This window comes from Streptomyces sp. NPDC051662, from assembly GCF_040681655.1.
In the GTDB taxonomy this organism is placed as follows: domain Bacteria; phylum Actinomycetota; class Actinomycetes; order Streptomycetales; family Streptomycetaceae; genus Streptomyces.
The window spans coordinates 40,421-59,750 of the sequence record NZ_JBFAZD010000021.1; the positions used below are offsets into that span (position 1 = coordinate 40,421).

The 19,330-nt window shown below is 69.4% G+C and carries 14 protein-coding genes; 2 read left to right on the top strand and 12 right to left on the bottom strand.

Annotation, left to right across the window (positions count from 1 at the left end; genetic code table 11):
* Window positions 1–22 precede the first annotated feature (22 nt).
* A complete protein-coding gene (locus AB0M67_RS29455) occupies window positions 23–619 on the bottom strand; it encodes a DoxX family protein (protein WP_365750343.1) in 597 nt (198 codons plus the stop codon).
* A gap of 180 nt (window positions 620–799) precedes the next feature.
* The gene (locus AB0M67_RS29460) at window positions 800–2,068 is read right to left on the bottom strand and encodes an MFS transporter (RefSeq protein ID WP_365750345.1); all 1,269 of its coding nucleotides are present in this window, start codon (window positions 2,066–2,068) and stop codon (window positions 800–802) included.
* A gap of 185 nt (window positions 2,069–2,253) precedes the next feature.
* On the opposite strand from AB0M67_RS29460, the gene AB0M67_RS29465 reads away from it, so the two are divergent.
* Window positions 2,254–3,633, top strand: a complete 1,380-nt coding sequence (locus AB0M67_RS29465) for a tannase/feruloyl esterase family alpha/beta hydrolase (RefSeq protein ID WP_365750347.1) — start codon at window positions 2,254–2,256, stop codon at window positions 3,631–3,633.
* Window positions 3,634–3,799: 166 nt separating this feature from the next.
* Complete coding sequence (locus AB0M67_RS29470) at window positions 3,800–5,320, top strand: multicopper oxidase family protein (RefSeq protein ID WP_365750349.1); 1,521 nt, start codon at window positions 3,800–3,802, stop codon at window positions 5,318–5,320.
* On the opposite strand, the gene AB0M67_RS29475 is transcribed toward AB0M67_RS29470, so the two are convergent.
* The 10 genes from AB0M67_RS29475 to AB0M67_RS29520 all read right to left on the bottom strand — a co-directional run bounded on the left by AB0M67_RS29475 (window position 5,312) and on the right by AB0M67_RS29520 (window position 19,330).
* Window positions 5,312–6,550 (bottom strand): CoA transferase, encoded by a 1,239-nt coding sequence (locus AB0M67_RS29475; RefSeq protein WP_365750350.1) that lies wholly within the window; start codon window positions 6,548–6,550, stop codon window positions 5,312–5,314. The two genes, AB0M67_RS29470 and AB0M67_RS29475, sit on opposite strands and share 9 nt — an antisense overlap.
* Before the next feature lie 28 nt (window positions 6,551–6,578).
* Window positions 6,579–8,306 (bottom strand): oxalyl-CoA decarboxylase, encoded by a 1,728-nt coding sequence (gene oxc, locus AB0M67_RS29480; RefSeq protein ID WP_365750352.1) that lies wholly within the window; start codon window positions 8,304–8,306, stop codon window positions 6,579–6,581.
* A 324-nt stretch (window positions 8,307–8,630) separates the two neighbouring features.
* Complete coding sequence (locus AB0M67_RS29485) at window positions 8,631–9,629, bottom strand: cytochrome d ubiquinol oxidase subunit II (protein WP_365750354.1); 999 nt, start codon at window positions 9,627–9,629, stop codon at window positions 8,631–8,633.
* Window positions 9,622–11,076 carry a cytochrome ubiquinol oxidase subunit I gene (locus AB0M67_RS29490; protein WP_365750355.1) on the bottom strand — a complete coding sequence of 485 codons (1,455 nt, stop codon included), beginning with the start codon at window positions 11,074–11,076 and terminating at the stop codon, window positions 9,622–9,624. The genes AB0M67_RS29485 and AB0M67_RS29490 overlap by 8 nt, the downstream gene beginning before the upstream one ends.
* A gap of 130 nt (window positions 11,077–11,206) precedes the next feature.
* Complete coding sequence (locus AB0M67_RS29495) at window positions 11,207–14,233, bottom strand: CARDB domain-containing protein (protein WP_365750357.1); 3,027 nt, start codon at window positions 14,231–14,233, stop codon at window positions 11,207–11,209.
* 376 nt (window positions 14,234–14,609) lie between these two features.
* Window positions 14,610–16,175, bottom strand: a complete 1,566-nt coding sequence (locus AB0M67_RS29500) for an AAA family ATPase (protein ID WP_365750359.1) — start codon at window positions 16,173–16,175, stop codon at window positions 14,610–14,612.
* Between the two features lie 54 nt (window positions 16,176–16,229).
* Window positions 16,230–16,808, bottom strand: a complete 579-nt coding sequence (locus AB0M67_RS29505) for a hypothetical protein (RefSeq protein ID WP_365750360.1) — start codon at window positions 16,806–16,808, stop codon at window positions 16,230–16,232.
* Window positions 16,805–17,026 carry a hypothetical protein gene (locus AB0M67_RS29510; RefSeq protein WP_365750362.1) on the bottom strand — a complete coding sequence of 74 codons (222 nt, stop codon included), beginning with the start codon at window positions 17,024–17,026 and terminating at the stop codon, window positions 16,805–16,807. Before AB0M67_RS29510 ends, AB0M67_RS29505 begins: the two co-directional genes overlap by 4 nt.
* Complete coding sequence (locus AB0M67_RS29515; protein ID WP_365750364.1) at window positions 17,023–18,801, bottom strand: hypothetical protein; 1,779 nt, start codon at window positions 18,799–18,801, stop codon at window positions 17,023–17,025. Before AB0M67_RS29515 ends, AB0M67_RS29510 begins: the two co-directional genes overlap by 4 nt.
* Window positions 18,802–18,859: 58 nt before the next feature.
* A complete protein-coding gene (locus tag AB0M67_RS29520) occupies window positions 18,860–19,330 on the bottom strand; it encodes a hypothetical protein (protein ID WP_365750366.1) in 471 nt (156 codons plus the stop codon).

A 19,330-nucleotide genomic window follows, 5' to 3' on the forward strand; every position in this document is an offset into this window, starting at 1 on the left:
CGGCGTGGCCGGCCTGACCGGTTCAGGGGCTTCGGGTGACGTCCGTCTTCCCGGACCGCTCCCTCGTCCGCAACAGCGCACGCCGTGTGGCCAGGCCCCCCAGTACTCCGGCCGCGCAGCCGGCGATGCCCGCGGACGCGGGCCAGTTGACGCCGGTCAGCCGGTCGAGTGACCAGGCGCCCGGCCCGGTGAGCCCGGTGACGGCCATGGACGCGACCAGGACCAGCGGATACTCGTAGCCGTCGTTCTGGACCCACAGCCCGTGGGGGAGCTTCACCGTGGCCGCGACGGTCATGACACCGGCGACGGTCGCCACCGCGAGCGGTGTCAGAAGCCCGGCCGCGAGCAGCAGGCCCCCGACTGTCTGACCGCTCCCGGCCGCCACCGCGGTGAGCCGGCCGCCGCGGAAGCCGTCGCGCCGGAACTCCTCGGCGCCGGCGGCCAGGCCCTCTCCGCCCGCCCAGTGCGTCATCTTCTGGAGGCCGTGGGTGGCGACCAGGCCGCCGACGACAAGACGGAGGGTGAGCAGCCCGGCGTCGGTCCAGCCGGCACCCGGGCCGGTGACACCCCCTGCCGCACGCAGAGACCGTTGTCCGACGGTGAGACAGGGATTCCGCATGGTCACTTCTCTTCTCGCGCCACGACATGATCGATCAGCACCTGGATCCGGTGGCCATCAGCGAGCGCCGGACAGCCCGGCCCGGACAGCCCGGCCCGGAAAGTGTGATTTGGTGGCTTTAGTACAACGCCCTCATCTTCAGCACGCAAACGGTGGGCCGTGATCGTGCCGGAGAAGCGGTCAGTGGGCGTTCGCGCGTCTTCCGCGGGGCCACCAGCCGATCAGCGCCGCCGCGACACAGGCCGCCGCCCCCAGGGCGAGCGAGTACCGGGGACTGGCCGCGTCCGAGACCGCGCCGATGACGGGTGACCCGATGGGCGTGCTTCCCACGAGCGCGGTGGACCACAAGGCGGTGACGCGGCCACGGTACTGCGGTGAGGAGGCGAGTTGGACCGTGGCGTTCCCCGTCGTCAGGAATATGACGCTCGCGGCTCCGACGCATACGCAGGCGACGATCGCGACCGGCACCGTCGGGGAAAGAGCCAGGAAAACGACGGACGCGGCATAGGCGCAAGCGATCCTGACGAGAAAGGGAACCCCGGTGCGTGAGGCGCGGGCCGCGTACAGCCCGCCCGCGACAGCGCCGGCGCCGAGCGATCCGATCAGCCAGTTGTAGGTGGTTTCGACACCGTGGAAGGTGTCGTGTGCCAACAAGGGAAGGCTCACTTCGAATTCGAAGGTGAAGGTTCCCACCACGGCCATCATCAGCAGCGGCCGAGCGATCGCATGGTGGCCCATGGCATAGCGCAGGCCCGCCCGCAACTGTCCTTTCGCCCTCGGGGCATGGGCGCTGGTGTGCAGTTGTCCGGTGTCGAGGGACAGCAGAGACAGAACGACGAAGCTGAAACTGACGGCGTTGGCGACAAAGCACCAGCCGATGCCCACGGTGGTGACCAGAACGGCGGCGACGGTCGGCCCCAGCACCCGGGCGACATTGACGAGCGTGCTGTTCAGGGTCACGGCATTGCGGAGCAGGGAGGGGCCCACGACCTCCCCTACGAACGCCTGCCGCGCGGGGTTGTCCGCGGCGCTGAAGATCCCGAAGAGAAGGGCGAGGACGACGACCTGCCACAGGGTGATCGTGCCGGCGAGGACACTGACGCCCAGGGCTGTGGAGACCAGCCCCAGCCCTACCTGCGTGAGGATCAGAAGGTGCCTCTTGTCGAACCGGTCGACCAGCAGGCCCGCGTACGGGGAGAGCAGGAGGACGGGAAGGAACCGGGCCGAGGTCGTCAGGCCGAGCGCGGTACCGGAGTCGGTCAGACGCAGCACCAGCAGTGCCTGGGCGACCGTCTCGACCCAGGTGCCGATGAGGCTGAGGGCCTGGCCGCTCACATACCGCCGGAAATTCGGCACCGCCAGCGCGGCGAAGATCCGCCGCTTCACGGAAAGATCCGGCTCCGCTTCCTGGAGGGCGCCGTGATCGGACGTTTCGTGGTGCGTGCTCACCGCCGGCTCCTCGCGTTCGCTTCCGGGGCTGTGATCGGCACCAGGGAAACGTGGCATGAAATGGGGTGCGGGCCTAGTCCGACACGGGGAGAGGTATGGGCCGACCCCATGGTCGTACGGGAGCGGTCCCAGCACGATATGGCGGCGCACCCACCCGTATCGCCACTCCCCGGAGGCCCGCCCCTATGCGACTGTCCCGAGGCATCCCGGTTCTCACCGCCCTTCTGCTGGGGCTGTCCTCCATGGGCCCCGCCGGGGCGATGGGGGCGGCACCACCGGACCGCGCGGACACGCACTGCGCCCGGCAGCACCGGCTGGAGGTGCCGGGAGCCGGCCATCAGCGGACCGCGTGTCTGGGAGATCTGACGACGACGGCGCTCGCCGGCACCCCGTACACCGATCCGGCCGACCAGGCGGGACTGTCCGCGGCCGGGACGGAGAAGCCCTCCGGGGTGCCGGGGGTCCAGATCGACGGGTACTTCCCCGACGACTCGCGCTCCAATGCCACCCACGGCTGGCGGCACGACGCCCAGTTCGTGATCAGGCTGCCCGACAAGTGGAACGGCGGCCTGGTCGTCACGGGCGCGCCGGGCAACCGCAGGCAGTACTCCACGGACGTCCTGATCTCCGACGCCGTGCTGGCGAGGGGATATGCCTACGCGGCCACGGACAAGGGCAACACGGGTACCGACTTCTTCGTGGACGGCGAACGGCCGGGTGACGCCGTCGCCGAATGGAACAGCAGGGTCACCGAGCTGACGCGCGCCGCCAAGAAGGCCGTACAGCAGCGCTACGGGCACGGGCCGCGCCATACGTATATGACGGGCATCTCCAACGGCGGATATCTGACCCGCTGGCAGCTGGAGAACCACCCGGAGCTGTACGACGGGGGTGTGGACTGGGAAGGCACGCTCTGGACCACCCGCGGGCCAAGTCCGCTGACGAGTCTGCCGGTCACCGTCGCCCGGAGCCTCGGTACGGCGGACGACGACGATCTCCTCGCGGCCGGCTTCGCGGACGGCTCCCGGTTTCTGTGGCCGTACCACCAAGCGGCTTACTGGGGACTGACGCAGAAGATCTTCCGCGCGGAGTTCGACCCGTCGTACGACCCCAAGTGCCCGGGGGCGTCGGCCGGTTCGTCGACCGAGGAGATCTTCGCCGCCTGTTCCTCCGACGCCGCGTACGACTACGCCTCCCGCCCCGCGTCCGTCCACCGCGCCGTGGCGAAGGTCGCGCTGACCGGGCGGATCGGCAAGCCCATGATCACACTGCACGGTGATCTGGACGCGCTGCTGCCGATCGCCACCGACTCGGATGTGTACGCGCGGATGGTCGACGACCGGGGCCGCGGCCGGCTGCACCGCTATTACACCGTCGAGAACGGCACCCACACCGATGGCCTCTACGACACCTATCCGGACCGGCTGCGTCCGATCCTGCCCTGCTACCGCTCGGCGTTCACGGCCCTGACGGCCTGGGTGGAGGACGGTACGGCCCCGCCCGCGGACCGTACGATCCGCAGGCCCGCGAGCGGTGATGTGGTCAACTCCTGCGCGCTGGACTGAGGGGCGCGCATCTCCCTCCTCCGGTGCCGCCGTTGGGGCGGATTCGTGTGGGCGGAACGTGTGGTGCACCGGGGAATCGGGATTCGTTCCCTAATCTCCGGCTTGTTCCCCCCGTGCTCCGGGCCGTGACCCCGGAGCACGACATGCCGCCCGTAGGGAGAGAGCTGTGACTCGGTCGCGTTCCACACTCACCTGGCTCGTCGTCGGCCTGGTGCTCGCCGCGGGCTGGCTGGCCGGCTGCGGGGGCTCGGTGTCCGACCGGGCGCCCGGGGCCAACGAAGGGCCGCTGCCCGGGGCGTCGCAGGCCGAGCGGACCGGGAAGGGCGAGCCGCTGCGGAATCCCCCGCAGATGGTGAGCCACAACGGAGTCCTGCGCACCACCGTTGTCGTCGAACGGCAGAAGGTGCAGGTGGGGGACCGCCGGCTGTGGGGCCTCACCTACAACGGCCGCTATATGCCGCCCACTCTCCGCGTGAAGCCGGGTGACCGTATCGAACTGGCGATGGTGAACCGCGTCACGGAGAAGGTGCAGGGCGTGACGAAGGACACCAATCTGCATGTGCACGGGCTCCATGTCTCACCGCGCCAGCCCGCCGACGACATCTTTCTCTCCATCAAGCCGGGCACGACCTACAACTACTCGTACCAGCTGCCGCGCGACATCACGCCGGGCACCTACTGGTACCACTCACACATCGACATGTACTCCGCCGCGCAGGTGGCCGGCGGGCAGTCGGGCCTCATCATCATCGACGGACTGCGGAAGTATCTGCCGCCGTCCCTGAAGAACATCACCGAACGTGTCGTCGCCCTGAAGGACAACCAGATCCAGGGCGACGCGATCAAGGTCAATCCGCTGAGTATCCAGGCGAAGACCAACCGGACCGTCAACGGCCAGCAGAATCCGGTCATCAGCATCCGCCCCGGTGAGACCCAGCTGTGGCGGCTCGCCAATATCGGCGCGAACATCTACTACAAACTGCGTCTGCCGGGCGCCACCTTCCATGTGATCGCCCAGGACGGCTATCCCGTCCAACAGGTCTACGCCGCCGAGACGCTGCTCATCGCGGCCGCCGCCCGGTTCGACGTCCTGGTGCAGGGGGGCAAGGCGGGCACCGCCCAGCTGGAGACCCTCCCGTTCTACACCGGGCCGGCCGGGAACAGCTTCCCTCAGGTGAATCTCGCCAGTGTGGTCACCGGCGGTGCTCCCATGACCCCGGCCGCGATCCCCACCACCTTCGCGCCCAGCGAGGACCTCGCCCGGGCCACCATCGCCGACCGCAAGAATCTGGTGTACACGGAGACGGCCAACCCGGCGCGCTATTACATCAACGGCCGGTATTACGACCCCCATCGCATCGACTTCACCTCCCGCCTCAACACGGTGGAGGAGTGGACCGTCCGCAACGACACGGAGGAGGACCATTCCTTCCACCTCCACACCAACCACTTCCAGTTGATGAGCGTCAACGGAAAGGCCACCGACCCCGGTCACCGCTGGTACGAGACGGTGAATGTCATCCGGGGCCAGTCCATCGTCTTCCGCGTCCACTTCACGAATTTCACCGGCAGGACGGTGGCGCACTGCCATCTCCTCAACCACGAGGACATGGGCATGATGTCCGTCCTGAACATCGTCGACGGTCCTGGCGCCAAAGCCGGTTCCCGCCCGCCGAAGTCAGGATGACCGAGACGTCGCGGGTGTCGCGCCGTTCGCGTAGTGCGCGTGGGGTACGAATTCGGCGCGCAGGGCATCGGAGCGGTTGTTCAGCTCGGGCGACGGGATCATGGTGCCGAGCGAGTTGTACGAGCCGAACTTGACCGGGTTGCCCGGGACCTGGAAGCCACCGACGTCCTTGACCATGCCGCGTACCTTGATCTGCTCCATCCTGCGGGTGTCATCGACGTTGAGGATCAGGCTGACGGGTATGCCCGCGTCCTCCAGCCGGCTGTGCCAGGCGGCGGCGGTGTCGGTCCGCAGCACCTCCTCCATGGCCGTCTTGAGGTCGGCCTGGTTGTCCATCCGGTCGACGTTGGTGGCGAAGCGCGCGTCGGTGGCCAGCTCGGGCTTGCCGAGGGTCTCGGCGAGGATGCCGAAGAGATGGTCGTTGCCGACGCAGATCGCCACGAGCTCGTCGGAGCAGCTGAAGGTGTCGAACGGCGCCATGGACGGATGGCGGTTCGCGATGCGGTGCGGGCGCTTGTGCACGCCGAGCGAGTCCATCAGGCCCTGCTCCAGGGTGGCGAACGTGGCATCGAGCATGGCGACATCGATGGTGGTTCCCTTGCCGGTGCGTTCCCTGGCCGCCAGCGCGGTGACGACACCGCAGTAGCCGAAGATGCCGCCCAGGATGTCGGAGATGGAGGTACCGACCCGGGTGGGGCCCCCGTCGGGCTCGCCGGTGGCGTCCATGATCCCGGAGATGGCCTGGATGACGGTGTCGTAGGCCGCCTGCATATGGAGCGGCCCGTACTGGCCGAAGCCGGAGATGGAGCAGACGATCAGCCGCGGGTGCTCCTGAACGAGCTTGGCCGGGTCGAGACCCAGCCTCGCCATGACGCCGGGGCGGAAGTTCTCCACGACGACATCCGCCTCGGCGATCATCGACTCGACCAGGGCGAGATCGCCGGGGTCCTTGAGGTTGAGGGCGATGCTCTCTTTGCCGAGGTTGGCGAACCGGTAGTACTCCGAGGTGCCGTCACTGGCGAACGGGCCCATCTGGCGGGTGTCGTCGCCGGTCTCGGGCCGCTCGACCTTGATGATCCGCGCACCGGCGTCGGCGAGCATCCGGGTACACGTCGGCCCGGCCAGGACGCGGGTGAAGTCCACGACCGTGATGTGCTCCAGGGCGTGCGGCTTGCTCGCGTCCAGGTGCTCGTCCGGGGTGGCGGCACCGTGTGTGGTCTTCTCGGTCATGGTGTTTCCTCCCGGTCTGATGTCCTGGTCAGTGCGCCGACTGCAGGGAACTGCTGGTGTTCATGCTGGTGAGGTGGCCGGACTCGGTGCCGGCTGTCGGGTCGGTGACGGCGTTGATCAGGGCCGGCTTGCCCGCGTGCAGCGCGGCACGCAGCGCGTGGCCCAGCTCCTCCGGGGTGTCGGCCTGATAGCCGACGCCGCCGAAGGCCGTGATGAGCTTGTCGTAGCGGCTGGAGTGCAGCAGCACGGTGGGCGCGGGGTCGGCCGAGTACGTGTTCACCTCGTCGCCCTTGTAGACACCGCCGTTGTTGAACACGATCGTGACGATCGGCAGGTGGTAGCGGCAGATCGTTTCGAGCTCCATGCCGCTGAACCCGAACGCGCTGTCGCCCTCCACCGCCACCACCGGCTTGCCGGATTCGACGGCGGCGGCGATGGCGTAGCCCATGCCGACCCCCATGACGCCCCAGGTGCCGGAGTCGAGCCGGTGCCGCGGCTCGTACATCGGCACGATGTCGCGGCCGAAGTCGAGGGTGTTGGCGCCTTCGTTGATCAGGTAGGCGTCGCGGTGGTCGTCGAGTACGTCGCGGATCGCGCGCAGCGCGGTCGAGAAGTTCATCGGCGTCGCGTCGGCGTCCAGCCTCGCCTGCATCTTCGCGACGTTCTGCGCCGTCCGGTCCTTGATCGCGTCCCACCAGGCGGCCGGTACGGCGAACTGGCCGGGCCGCGTGGCCCGGTTGAAGGCGGCCATCGCCGAGGCGATGTCCCCGACCACCGGAGCCGCGATCGGCCGGTTGCTGTCGATCTCCACCGGCTGGGCGTCGACCTGGATGAACTTCGCCGTCGCGGACCAGCGCGGCGGCTGGCCGTGTGCGAGCAGCCAGTTCAGCCGGGCGCCGATCAGCATCACCACATCGGCCTGTCCGAGTACCAGGGACCGGGCCGCAGCCGCCGACTGCGGATGGTCGTCGGGCAGCAGCCCCTTGGCCATCGACATCGGCAGGAACGGGGCGCCAGTTGTCTCGACGAACGAGCGAATGGCCTGGTCGGCCCGGGAGTAGGCGGCCCCCTTGCCGAGGACGATCAGCGGACGCTCGGCGTGCGCGAGCAGCTCCAGGGCCCGGGTGACGGATTCGGGCGCGGGAATCTGCGCGGGCGCCGGGTCGACCGCCTCGAACAGCGACGCCCGGCCCTCCTCGACCGAGATGGTGTCACTGAGCACCGCGGCCGGCAGGTCGAGATACACCCCGCCGGGCCGGCCGGACACCGCGGCGCGAATGGCGCGGGCGACACCGAGACCGATGTCCTGCGGCCGGTCCACCCGGAACGCGGCCTTCGCGAAGGGCTTGGCCGCGTTGAGTTGGTCGAGTTCCTCGTAGTCGCCCTGCTGAAGGTCGATGACACTGCGTTCGCTCGACCCGCTGATCTGGATCATCGGGAAACAGTTGGTGGTGGCGTTGGCCAGCGACACCAGTCCGTTGAGGAAGCCGGGCGCGGACACCGTCAGACAGATGCCCGGCCGGCCGGTCAGGAATCCGGCCGCGGCGGCGGCGTGGCCGGCGTCCTGCTCCTGCCGGAACCCTATGTAGCGAATGCCCTTGGCCTGCGCTATGCGGGCCAGATCGGTGACGGGTATGCCGACCACCCCGTACATGGTGTCGACCCCGTTGGCCTGTAGCGCATCGACTGTCAGCCTGAAACCGTCGGTGAGCGCGACATCCGGACGCGTCATTGTGCCGGCAGAGTTCGGTGCCATAACTGGCTCCTGTTCTGGTTTCTTTTTCTTTGAGGGCTTTCCCGGGAGCCTCCCCGCCGAGCCTGCCGGCCGGGGTCAGGCCGAATTCACCGAGACCTGCCGACTCATTCCCCCCGACCATTCAGGTCGCGTCGCTCCGCATTACTCGCAGCGGCGTTGACGCGCGGGTCGGGCATCGGCCTCCGTCATCACAAGGTTAACGCCGCCACCTCATCCGCGCTTTTCGCCACTTTTCGTGGCGATCGGGTTCTCCCACCGGTCGCCCGCCGGGACGGGGGGCTCTATCGTGGCCATCAGGAGGATCGCGGTCCGCGGTGCGCCGCGTCAGCCCCGTGACTCCAGCCGTCCCTTGTTCTGGAGGATGTAGAGGGCGATCAGGGACGGGGCGATGAGCACCCCGGCGGCGCCGGCCACGGAGGCGAGCACCCAGAGCGTGGGCGTCGGCGCCGCGGCGTCGGCGATGCTCAGATGCGTGCCCAGCAGATACGGGTACTGCGCGACGCCCCAGCCGCATACGACCGTCGCCACGGCCAGCGCGGCCAGCATCCGCAAGGCGAGGGCGTTCTCGCGTCTGAGGAGGAACAGACTGAGCAGCCCGCTCAGCGCCGAGATGACGAGCAGCGGCAGGCCGCGGTGGCTCAGCTGGTGGAACAGCCGCGGGGAGTCGGCCTGGAGAAGGAAGATGCCCGCCAGACAGACCACCCCGGTGACGATCCCGGCGCGGAGCGCGCGTCGGCGGAACCACGCTTCGAGCCGCGGGCTCCCGTTCTGCCGCGCGGCGGCGGTCAGATACACCGCGGCGAGGTAGGCGCACACCGATACGGCCAGCACCCCGCCGAGCACGGAGGTGGGGTTGTTCCAGCTTCCGACCGGGTCTCCGTTGCCGGCGGTGGGTACCCGGCCCGACGCGATGGCACCGGCCACGCTGCCGAAGCAGTAGGGGGTGAGCACCGAGGACAGCGCGAACGCCGCCCCGTAGATCCGCTGTTCCGGCGTGCGCATCGACGCCTTGCGGAAGGCGAAGCCCGCGCCCCGCAGGACGATTCCCAGCACGGCGAGGCCCAATGGGATGTAGAGCGTCGTGGTGATGGCCGCGAACGCGAGGGGGAAACCGCTCCACAGCATGACGAGGCAGTAGATCAGCCAGGTGTGGTTGGCCTCCCAGACGGGGCCGATCGACACGTCGATCAGATGGCGGGACCTGTTGCCGCGCGCCGCTCCGCCGGCCGTCAGGTCCCAGAAACCGGCGCCGAAGTCCGCTCCGCCGAAGAGCGCGTAGGCGATGACACCGATGAACAGCAGGACCGCGATGGCATCACTCATGGCTGCCGGCCTTCCCCGTGTGTGCGTCGGTCAGCGGCCGGTTGGGGCCGTAGGGTACGTCCAGCCCCTCGTCCTCTCCCTCGTCCTCGCCGGCTCTCCAGCGTCTGGTCAGGGAGCGCAGGATCAGCACGGCGCCCGTACCCACCGCGAGGTAGATGGCGAGGGCGGCGGCGAAGAACGGCCAGAGATTGCCCTGGGTCGTCACGGCGTCCTTGGTGAGCAGCAGGCCGACCACCGTCCACGGCTGCCGCCCCACCTCGGTGGTCACCCAGCCCGCCTCCAGGCACACCACGGCGACGACTCCGCTGAGGGCGGCGCAGCGCAGGAACCACCGGTTGGTGGGCACCCGCCGCCGGCGCCACAACAGCCAGGCGAACCAGAGGACCAGCAGAAGCAGCAGGCTGGCCGTTCCCACCATGACGTCGAACGCGAGGTGGACCACGCTCACCGCGCTGTCGGAGGGCCGTACGGCGGGGTCGATCGCGTCGAGTCCGCGGATCTCCGTGGACGGGCTGAACCCGGCGAGCAGCGAGGCCACGTCCGGAATCCTGAGGCCGTAGCGCACCTGGCCGTCCACGAGCACCCCGCCCAGCGTCTCGGGGACATGGCTGCTTGTGGTGGGCAGCATCTCGATCGCGGCGAACTTCGCCGGCTCGCTGTGGAACACCTGGCGCGCGACGACATCGCCGACATAGATCTGTACGGGCAGGATGACACCGGCCACGACGAATCCGATGAGGAAGCCGAGCCGGTGGTAGTGGTCGCGGCGGCCCCTGAGCATGCCGACCGCGTAGACCGCGGCCACCGAGAAACCGGCGACGATATAGGCGGCGAGCAGCATATGCACGCTCTCGAACCAGAAGGCGCCGTTGAAGAAGACCTCGGCCGGCCGGACCTCCACGACACGGCCGTCGCGCATGGTGATACCACCGGGCTGGTTCATCCAGCTGTTCGCCGCCACGACGGCGGCGGTGCCGCCCATGCTCGCCAGGACCACGGGTACGCCCGTCCAGAAGTGCACCCAGGGAGGAAGCCGCTTCCAGCCGTAGATATAGATCGAGACGAAGATCGCTTCCAGGAAGAAGAAGATGCCTTCGATCGCGAACGGGAAACCGAACGCGGCGCCGTATCTGCCCATCAGCCCCGGCCACAGGATGCCGAGTTCGAAGCTCAGCACCGTACCGGTGACCGCTCCCACGGCGAGCAGCACGGCGGCGACCTTCGACCAGCGCTGGGCGAGCAGCAGGGCCTGGTCGTCGCCGTGTTTCAGACCTCGGTAGTTGGCGATGAGCATCAGGGCGGTGAGTGCCACTCCGAACGGCACCAGGATGATGTGGAAGCCGAGAGTGAAGGCCATCTGCTCCCGGGCGGGCAGCAGCTGCGGTGGGTCACCGGCAGAGGCCGCGGCCCGCAGGAGAATCCCGGCGGCCTGTGCGGAAGTTGGCATTCCTGCATCGTCCACGCAGGGCCCGGTGTGCCGGTCCGGCGACACGGACCGGTGGCGAGCGTCACCCGTTCAGACAGCCGTGTGGTGGCCGGCCGGTGGAGAAATGGCCGACCACCACGGGGGCGATGCGTTACCAGCGGTTGGCCAGGGTGCGTTTCTGGGCCTTGGCCGCTGTGGTGCCGCCTGTGATCACGAAGCTCGAACCCGGTTGCGTGACGATGTTGCCGTCGGCCGAGTTCGTGATGGTCACGTTCGTCAGGGTCGCGCCGCCGCGGGCACCGCTCATGGCGAGGATGCCGGCGCCGTTGTTGGATTTGTCGATCTTGACGTTGCTGATGGCGACGCCCGACATGGTGCCGCCACCCGTTTTGAACTGGATGCCGTCGTAGGTCGAGTCGAGGATGTCCGTGTCACGGATCGTGACCCCGGGGATGTCTCTGCTCTGGGCGAAGAGGGTGATGGCGCCGAACTCCTGGTCCTCGTTCCAGAAGGCGCCGCCGGTGCGGTGCAGGGCGTTGTTGGCGATCAGGGTCTGGCCGGAGAAGGGCAGCGGGTCGTGGTCCGTGGCCAGCATGATGCCGGGGTAGTTGGCCGTGTCGTAGATCAGATTGTTCTCGATCTTGTTGCCGTAGCCGCCGTAGACCGCGACGCCGTTCGCCCGCCAGGGCAGCTGGATCGTGTTGTTGATGAACTGGTTGTCGTGCGCGATGTCCGTCGACGGGTTCTTCACATAGCGGTTGGCCCAGACCGCCAGGGAGTCGTCGCCTGTGGTGCGGAACGAGGAGTTGAAGACCCGGGAGTTGCTGGTGCCGTTGGTGAAGTTGATGCCGTCCGCGTAGGTGTTGCGGATGCGCATGCCGGTGAACTGGAGGCCGTCGGCCGGGCCCCAGAGATCCGGGATGTTGTCGTAGTCACGGCCGACCCAGACGCCCACATTGGCGTGCTCGATCCAGACGTTGGAGATCTTGGTGTCCTTGCCGAAGCGGCCGTTCAGACCGACTCCGCCCTCGGCGCCGCCGGGGCCGCCGCGGATGGTGCCCGAGCCGAAGATGGCGATGTCGGAGATCTGGGTGTTGTCGTCGATGTCGAAGCCGAAGTTGCCCTCGTGCGGGTGGTTGATGCTGCCGACCGCCTGGTGCGGCTCGGTCAGGGTGTAGAGCTGGGAGTGCCACATCCCCGCGCCGCGGATCGTGACATCGCTGATGCCCACCTGGTTGTACTGGCCGCGGTCGAGCGGGTCATCGGTGAGGATCTTCTTCTCCTGCCGCCACTGCCCCGCCGGGATCCATACGCACGCGATGGCACCCTCCTGGTCGGCGGTCACCGCCCGCTGGATGGCGGCCGTGTCGTCGATCCCGTCGTCGGGCACCGCGCCGTACTCCGTGATCGAGGTGCACTCGGCCGGCTTGCTCGACGGGGGCGCCACCTGCTCCAGATCGATCAGGTCGATGATGTAGAACGCGGCCGAGTCGGCGGCGTCGCGCTGGAGCCGGAACTTGGTGCCGACCGGATAGGTCGTCGGCAGCAGCGCGTGCGACTCGTCGAACAGACGACGGGCGTCGGCCTGGGGCGTGTTGGTCAGGGCCTCGGGGCCGTCGGTGTCGCCGTACAGCCAGCTGTGCTTCGACGAGAGCGTCAGCTTCCGGACGAAGGTGTCGTTGACATAGAGGCTGATGGTGGCTTCGGTGCCGCCGCCGTTCGGCGCGTCGGGGATGGAGTTGCGTACGACGATCGAGTTCGAGGGGTTGGTCGAGGTGAACTCGACGAACTGACCGGTGGAGTTGAGCCGTACCGACTTGCGGCCCGAGGACTCGGTGGCGAAGTTGGTGTGCCCGAAGGTGCGCAGCGGGTCGGTCTCCAGCAGGGTGCCCTGGTAGCGGGCGGCCTCGGCCTCGTACTCGACATACGGGACGGCCGCCCCGCGTCCGACGACGATCGACCGCGAGAACGTGTTGTTGGTCTCGTTGGTCTCGGTGACGACGTTCGTGGCGTCGGCGGTGGCGACGATGGTGGCTCCGCCATTGGTTGCGGTCCAGGTGCCGTTGACATTCACATTGGCCGTCGCGCCCGCCGCGATCGCCGGGGTGTTGGTGTTGAGCGTGGTGCCGCCCACCGCCACGCGGGTGACCGTGGTGGCGCCGGAGCTGGTGGTCCCGCGGTTCTTCACCGCGACGGTGAAGCTGACCGGCGCTCCGACGGCCGGGTTCGCCGGGCTGGATTCGACGCCGAGCACCTGGAGGTCGGGGCCGGGGCTCTGCCCGACGACCAGGTCGGAGGCCGCGGTGAGGCTGTTGTTGTCGTTGTCCTGCTCGATGATCGTGTCGGTCGGGTCCACCAGCGCCGTGACGCGGTACGTGCCCGCCGCGCGCTTGCCGATGTCGACCGGGACGGTGGCCGAGGCCCCCGCGCCGAGCGCGGGCACCGGCGCGCTGCCCGCGACCACGCCGCCCAGACTGACGTTCAGCGTGGTCGCGCCGGCGGCGGCCGTTCCCGTGTTCCGTACCGTCGCGTTCACCTTGGTCGTGTCGCTCTCCACGGGGGAGGCGGGGGTCCACGACAGGGCGCTGACGGTCAGGTCCGGGTTGGGGGCCGGAACCCCCATCACCTGGAGTTCGCCGACCTGCCCGCCGGGCGCGCCGGTGTTGCTGAAGAACTGGAGCTGTAGGTCGGCGACGCGTCCGGTGACCGGGATCGTGACCGTGTTCTGGTTCGACGCCGGGTTGAAGACATGGTCCGCGCGGGCGACGAGTGAGGTGAAGCCGGTCGCCGCCTGGTCGCGGCCGAGTACCTGGATGTTCTGGGTACGGGTGCCCCATATCGGGTCGGGGTTGAGCTTGATGACGACCGAGGTGATGTCGGCGTTGGCGCCGAGCTTCACCGTCAGCGTCGACGGGTGCCCGGCGGCCTCCCAGTAGGTGCCGGTATTGCCGTCGTTGGCGTTGCGCGCGACGAAGTTGAAGACCGTCGACGACGCGTCGATCGGCTTGCCGCGGGCCAGATCGGCGGCGGCGACTCTGTCGCTGCCACCGCCGTTGGGCCGTTCGGCCGCGTGGGCGGTGCCGGAGCCGGCGGCCGAGACGGGCAGGAGCCCGACAGTGATCAGGGCGGCGATGACCGCGCCGATGATCAGTCGTCGGCGGGGCTGTTTCCGTTTCATGGTGTCCTCTGTTCTGTCGGAACGAGAGAGCCTGTCGGAACGAGAGAACGGACAGCCCGCTGGAATGGGCCGGCCGTACGGCGCGCGGGACCCGCGTCACGCGCCACGCGGGTGCGTGCGGTCCGAAACGGAGCGGTGCGGTGGCAGCAGGCGGGGGCGGGTCCCTGCCGAGAAGCCGCACATGAGGTCACAAACGAAGTTGCACAGTGAGCGCAAAGAAATTGAGCTAGTTATCGATGTTTTTGCGAGTCACAGGCTGCAATCATGTCATGTGTTTGTCAACGGTTCTCGCACGCCTGCCGAGTTTTTGGCGCGCCGAAGCCGCACCGGGGCAACCGACACAGAGCCCTGGCGCGGCTTCGTACGACGCGACGCGTCAGTCCATGAAGACGACCCGGCGCGAGGGGCCCGCCGTGCCCGGGGTCGCGGTGGTGACGGAGCGGCCCGCGGGGACGGCGCGGTCGCGGCCCCAGGCGCGGATCTCCTCGATCTGTTCGGGGTTGGTGCGGCTCATGGGGGAGGCGTTGGCGAAGGTGTCCTCGACGAACGAGGGGTCGAGCTCCTTCGGATCGTCCTGGAGGTGGAGTTCGGCGCCGACGTCATGGAGCGCGGCCTCGATGTCGGAGCCGGCGAAACCGTCGGAGAGATCGACCAGCAGATCCAGCCGGTCCGGGGCGGGCTCGGCCTTCACGTAACGGCGGTAGTAGAGCTGGATGATCTCCCTGCGGTCCTGCGCGTCCGGCAGGTCCACGAAGAAGAGTTCGTCGAAGCGGCCCTTGCGCATCAGCTCGGGCGGCAGGCTGCGGACATCGTTGGCGGTGGCGACGACGAACGCGCGCGAGTCGGACTCCTGGAGCCAGAAGAGGAAGTGACCGATGATCCGCTGCGGCACCCCCGTCGTGTCGTCCTTGCCGGCGAGGCCCTTCTCGATCTCGTCGATCCACAGGATGCACGGCGCCACCCGGTCGGCGGTCTCCAGGGCCTCCCGCATCCGGCCCTCCGACTCGCCGAGGTACTTGCCGTGGATGCTGGCCATGTCCAGCCGGTAGAGGGGCAGCCGCCACTGGGCGGCGATCGCCTTGGCGGAGAGAGACTTCCCGCAGCCGGGCACGCCGACCAGGAGGGCGCCGCGGGGCGGCCGGAGGTCCGTGCCCCGCAGATCGGAGTGCATCAGCCGGTGCTTGCGCCGCAGCCAGTCGCGGAGATTGGTCAGTCCGCCGATCCCGTAGTCCGCCTCGCTCTTGAGTTGGATACGTTCGAGTCCGGCCAGATCGCTGAAGATCCGGTCCTTGGAGCGGGCCAGGGCAAGGACGTCGTCCTTCTCCACGGATCCCTTGGCGACCAGCGTGGCCATCAGGTTGACGGCCTCGCCCTCGGTGACGCCCTGGAGGAACTCCGCGGCGCGGCGCGCGTCCTCCTCGGTCCAGGCGATCGGGACGACTTCGTGGTGGTCGCCGAGGAAGCTGTGGATCGTCGCGTACATCTCGTCGAAATCGGGGAGTTCGAGCTGAAGGCTCATCCCGAGCCGCTGGAGGCCGCTCCAGATCGGCTTGTCGGTGATCAGGACCAGACTGCCCGCATTGGCGTCGGCGAGCCTGGCGAGTTCGGCGACATGCCGGGTGAACGGGGTGTCGGTGTCCAGGCTGTCCGGGTCCACCAGCACCAGGGTCGCATTCGGCCGGCTGCTGAACTGGGCCGCGGCGAACTCCATCGCGCCCGTCAGTGAACGGTCGTCCTGCACCGTCGCGTTGGACCGCAGATCCCGCAGCCCGGTGGCGCGCGTATAGATCCAGAACGGCTGTCCCGAGCGGCGGGGCTGCGTAGCGATCTCCTTGACGAGGCGCAGCGCGCGCGGCTGTTCGATGGTGCGCAGGCCGATGACCGGCACGCGTGCGGTGAGGTAGTTGTCCAGGTCGTCGTGGCACTCACGGTAGTTCGGCATGCGGGGCCTTCTGCTGAGGGAAGGGGAAGGGCGGGGAGGTGACGGCGGGGGGCGTTACGGCGGCGTCACCCGCCGCCTGCCCGTCGCCGTCGGGTCGTACGACCAGCCGCCCGTCGCGGCGGGTTCCCCCGCGGGTACGGGCGGTGGCGCGGAGGTCACTGCCGTGAGCGGGTTGTCGCGTACGGTCCGCCGCCGGGCCTCGACACGGCGCGGATCACTGCCCTCCGCCACCATGCCCTCCACGGCCCGTTCGAGATCCTGTTGCAGCGAGCGGGTCGCGTCGTCCACCATCTTCAGCAGCCGCGGTCGCAGGTCCTCGGGCAGCGCGGGGTGGTTCGCCAGGGCCCGTACGGGATGCAGCCCCGACCTGGCCTGCGCCAGGGCGCGCCCGACCGAGAACTCGTCCGCCGTCTCGCCGATCGCCGTGGCGAGCGCGTCGGCGCAGCGCTGGAGGCGCGCGGAGATCGCGTCGGTGAGCCGGAGCCGCAGCCGGTCCCAGGTGTCGGCGGCGAAGTCCTCCTGGCGCAGGGCCGGCAGCCCCGCGCCGTCGGACCTGCCGCCGGCCGCCCAGTCGGTCAGGAACGCGGCCCAGGTCTCGTACGTACCCCCGTGGGCCCAGAGACTCCCGGTCACAGGTCCTGCTTCGGGCGTCGTACGGTCATCTCGCCCGGCGGCAGCGGCTCCCAGTCGGGCAGCCCCTCCACCACCTTGCGCAGCCGGGAGGTGGTCCGCTCCTTGGGGCGAGCGGCGGTGGACGCCCAGGGTGAGGCGGCCTGGGACGGCGCGGCCTGGGGGGCCCGGTCCGGCGCGGGCGGCGCGACCACGCGCCGGGGCTGCTGTTCGGGGATCACGATGTCTGCTCCTCCGCCGGCTCGGTGACGGTGCGGCCCTCGTACGGTGACGAGGCGTGCGTGGCGGTCGCCAGCGAGGCGATCATGGCGCGGGTGGCGGCTTCCACGGCGTCGGCCCGCTGGAACCGGCTCTGCCAGTCCGTCAGTTCGGCGCGGGCCGCGCGCAGGGTCCCGACGGATTCCTGTTTGGCCTGTTCCAGGGAGTGCCTCGCCGTCTCCTGGAGCTTGCGGGACGCGGCGGCGCGGTTGTTCAGGATCAGCGCCCACACCCCGCCGACGATCAGCGCCGCCACCCACGCGAAGCCGGCGTGGAACGGGCTCAGGAGCACCAGGACGGCGAGCACGATCCCACCCGGCAGCAGGGCCTGCCGCCGCCAGGGGAAGGCGAGCGAGTCGATGAACGGCCGGGCGTGCCCGTCCCAGTGCGCGATCAAAGACGCCTCCAGCGTCTCCAGCGGGGTGGTGAACGAACCCGACCACGGCGGCAGCGCGAAGGTCGCCGCCCCCACGCCGTGCGAGGTGGCGAAGTGCGCCCCCACGTCCGCCGGGATGGCCGCCCGGTAGTCCCGGCTGAAGGAGGCGTGCGCCCGCTTGAACCAGCTGTGGCAGGCGGCCACCGAGAGCCGCTGGGTGGCCGGGGAAGCGCCGATGGCCCCCGGGTTGAGCGCCGAGGTGGTCTGGACGGTGAGGTAGTCGAGGGTCTCCTCCAGCGACGCCGAGTCGATGTCGACGGCCTGCTTCGCGGCGTCCAGATCGCCGCCGCTGTCGATGACGGCGTGATGGAAGGCCAGATCGCGGCGGAGCGGCAGCTCCTCGTTGTCGTACTCCCCGACCAGCCGGTCCAGGATGTCGTCGACCGCGTCCTCGATACGGTCCGAGGGCCCGGACTCGCGCGCCATCATCGCCGTGTACTTGTCGAGTACGTTCTGCTGGGCACGGGCCGAGGAGAGCACGGCGTCGAGCTGCGCCCACTGCGGGGACACCGCGGCCAGCCGGGGGAAGTCGGCCGTGGCGGACGGCGCCCGCAGCGAGTCGATCTCCGCCCGCCAGCGGGTCACCTGGGCGGTCTCGGTCGCCTCGTCGGCGAGCAGCGTCTCGCGCCAGGTGGCGAGGGTGTCGCGCAGCAGCTCGCGCCCCGCCGCGCCGAACGCGCCCTGCGAGATCGATTCGAGGATCACCGCGAACTCCCGGCCGAGCGCCGCCGGGTCCTGGACGTTGAGGTAGTGGCGCAGCCAGCGCACCGCGCCGGCGTGCCGGCCCTGGCGGCGCAGCACGAGCGCGAAGAACAGCGAGGTCCGGTCGGGGGAGCGGCGGAACGCCTCCTCCACGGCGCGCTCGCACAGCGACCGGTCGTCCGCCGCCCAGCTGGAGAGCCCGATCAGCGCGGGGGCCAGCCAGTAGCGCGGCGTCTGGATCATGAGCTGCTCGCCCACGTTCCGTACGGTCTCCTCGGAGACCAGTCCGGTGTCGAAGGCCTGGAGCATGCCGACCGCCGAGCGCCTGACCACCTTGTGATGGCCGAACTCGTGGTCCACCTTGTCCTGGATCACCCCGACCCGGGTCTCGGCGCGCTGGATGTTGGCCGTCAGCTCGGCCTGCCGTACGTACGTCATGAAGTCGGCCCGGAGCTGCTGGAGTTCGGTGCGGGTCTCCTGCTGGGCCTGGCCGACGGCCGACACCTGGCCGGAGACCGCCCCCACCTGTTCGCCCAGCCGCACCACCAGGCTGTTCACCCGATCGACCTGGCGCCGCAGGTGGTAGTCCACCTCGGACATGGTTCCTCCGTCGTTGTCTGTGGCTCTGAGGTTCTGCCGGCCGGCGCGCGCGTGGGCTCTACGGACGTACGACCGAGCCGTCGTCCAGGACCGGAAGCACCGTCCCGCCGGCGTAGACCTCGACGTACTCATAGGCACCGGACCGCACCAGCATCCGGGCCGCCGCGAAGGGTTCCGGCATCGGATCGCCCGGCGCGAAGTGGTCGATGATCGTGTGGAAGAGGCTGAGCCGGTGGTCCACGAAGGGCGGCCCCAGCCGGCACACGGCCACGAAGCCCACCGGGACATCGCCGTACGACACGGCGTACTGCTCGCGGATCCAGCCGGACAGCTCCCGCACCGCCGCCTCGTTCAGCCCGGCGTCCAACCGGCGTACGGAGTGCATCAGTTCGCGCGTACGGTCCCGGTAGCGGTCCCGCGAGAGCGCCGGGCGGCCCGTCGGCGACGCGGATACGGCGCCTCCGCCCAGTGCGGCGCCCGGTCCCGCGGCGGGGCGTACCACCCGGCGTGGCCCTTCCATGAATCCCAT